This window comes from Bacillota bacterium (assembly GCA_024655925.1).
Classification (GTDB): Bacteria; Bacillota; DTU025; order DTU025; family JANLFS01; genus JANLFS01.
Genome location: JANLFS010000042.1, coordinates 18,135 through 20,383 on the forward strand (window position 1 = coordinate 18,135; position 2,249 = coordinate 20,383).

Genomic DNA, 2,249 nt, shown 5'->3' on the forward strand with positions numbered 1-2,249 from the left:
GCCATTGAGGAGTGCTTTGCGGAACTCAAGGCCATAGAGACCGTGGTCGGTTCCATGGAGCTCAGACACCTGCTCTCAGGACCGTACGACAACTCCAACGCAATCGTGGCCATTCACCCCGGCGCGGGCGGCACTGAGAGCCAGGACTGGGCTGCCATGCTCATGCGCATGTATATGAGATGGGCGGAGAGGCAGGGGCTGCGGGTGGAAGTGGCGGACCTACTACCTGGGGATGAAGCCGGGATCAAGAGCGTCACCCTGATCATCTCCGGGGAGAACGCCTACGGCTATCTCAAGGCTGAGAAGGGAGTGCACAGACTGGTCCGTATATCACCGTTCGATGCTTCGGCAAGGCGGCATACCTCATTCGCCTCGGTGGATGTTGTGCCGGAAATGGCAGAAGAAGAGATCGACATTGACCCATCCGACCTCAAGTTGGACACTTTCAGGTCTGGGGGAGCAGGCGGGCAGTACGTCAACAAGACCGAGAGCGCGGTCAGGATAACTCACATCCCAACAGGCATAATCGTCCAGTGCCAGAACGAACGGTCGCAGCACAGCAACAGGGAGACGGCTATGAGGATTCTCCGGGCTAAGCTCGCTGAGCGCAAGCGAGAGGAGCAGGCCCGGGAGATCGGGAACATTCGAGGCGAGCAGCAGGAGATCGCATGGGGCAGTCAAATCAGGTCCTACGTGTTCCAGCCGTACACCATGGTTAAGGACCACCGCACCGATGTGGAGACCGGGAACGTGATGGCGGTCATGGACGGGGACATCGACCGTTTCATTGAGGCCTTCCTTCGCATGGGCGCGGCCTCGGCAAACACCGCCCGGGAGTGATTGGTTTGAGAATGCGCGGGACACGTTTGGCCATCGGGATCGCGATAGTCCTGGTGGCCTTCATCGCATCTGAGGTCTGGATCCCCGGATATGTGCAGAGACGGATTGAGGTCTCGGTGGACTCCTGGTTCTCGGGCCTGGAATCAGTGGCGGTCCGCGCGGTGTCCAGGCCTGCCCTGGCCATGCTGGCCGGGAGGTTCGATCTTCTGGCCATCGATATCGTCGGGGCGAAGTCGGACGAAATCCGGATATCCCGGGTATACCTGGAATCGGTCGGCGCGCGGATACCCCTCCGGAAGTTCGACCCGCAGTCGCCTGAGGGCATGCGAGTACTGGGTGATGCCAGGGCGACTCTCCTGCTGGCAGAGAAGGACGTCAACGCCCACCTGGCGGCCCGCGATGACCTACTTCGCAGGTTTACGGTCGCCTTTGATCGAGACCAAGTCAGGGTGCTGGGCCGGGTATCCGTCGTGGGATTCGAGGTAGACGTGAGCTCTGAAGGGCGGTTCACCATCGAGGAACCGTCCATCGCGAGGTACACCATAGAGGACCTCAAGGTTCACGGGAGGGCGCTCCCCGACTTCGTCATGGACATGCTCGAGGAAAGGATCAGGCTGGGAGTGGACTTTTCAGGCCTGCCTTTCGGGTTCGAACTGCGTGGAGTCCGCGTTGATGAGGGTTTCCTGTACCTCTTTGGAGAGACCACGAGAAGAGGGTGATCGCGTGACCTCTTGGCGGAATGGCACCCGGTCGGGCCGGTGGTTGGCTCCACTTGTGCTGGTAGCAGTCGTCGCCGCGCTCGGGATCGCATGGCGAAGGCATGACGTGGAACGTGAGAGCGTCGAGGTGGAGTTGTGTGCGGACCTCAGGGAGAGCGTAGGCTTCGCGAGACGGATCGGGATGCCGGTCCGAGACTACCTCGTCTTTCTGCGTGAGGCGGGGGTTGTCTCGGTTGCAGTGGACGAGGAGACCGTTGGGTCCCTCGCAGCGGACGGAGAGGTCATCCTTCTGACTGGGGCGGAAGCTCAAAGACAGGTCAGCGTGGGTGGTGAGGATTCTGCTGCCCTCTCGACCCTGGTGGCCTCCGAGAGATTCGCCCTGTCCGACACGTTCATCGTGCCGACCAACCCGCGCTCGGCTCGCTTCGTCTTGGACAGGCTCCCCCTTCGGGCGTCCTGTGGCCCTGACGTGGAGGTTGCCGCGGACGGGGCGGCGTTCCGGGTGTCCCTTCCCGTTCGTGATACTCTTGGCCTCAATCTGGGCGTCCAGCCTTCTGCGTTGGATGCGCCCCTTTCAGCTGGACTTGGCATCATTCTGAGGCCTGTGAACTTCCCTGGGGTCACAGAGAAGTGGATCGATACCGCCTTGGGCAGATCCCAGAAGCCTACGGGCGCCCGGGCGGTTGTGTT

The 2,249-nt window shown here is 61.5% G+C and carries 3 protein-coding genes; all 3 read left to right on the forward strand.

The genetic code is table 11. The features are described from left to right. On the forward strand, positions 1 to 840 hold an 840-nt coding region (gene prfB, locus NUW23_08140), incomplete at its 5' end, for a peptide chain release factor 2 (GenBank protein MCR4426139.1). Positions 841 to 851: 11 nt separating this feature from the next. Continuing rightward, complete coding sequence (locus NUW23_08145) at positions 852 to 1,559, forward strand: DUF2993 domain-containing protein (GenBank protein ID MCR4426140.1); 708 nt, start codon at positions 852 to 854, stop codon at positions 1,557 to 1,559. Between the two features lie 4 nt (positions 1,560 to 1,563). Further along, positions 1,564 to 2,249: DUF5693 family protein (locus NUW23_08150; protein ID MCR4426141.1), on the forward strand; the 686-nt coding region annotated here is incomplete at its 3' end.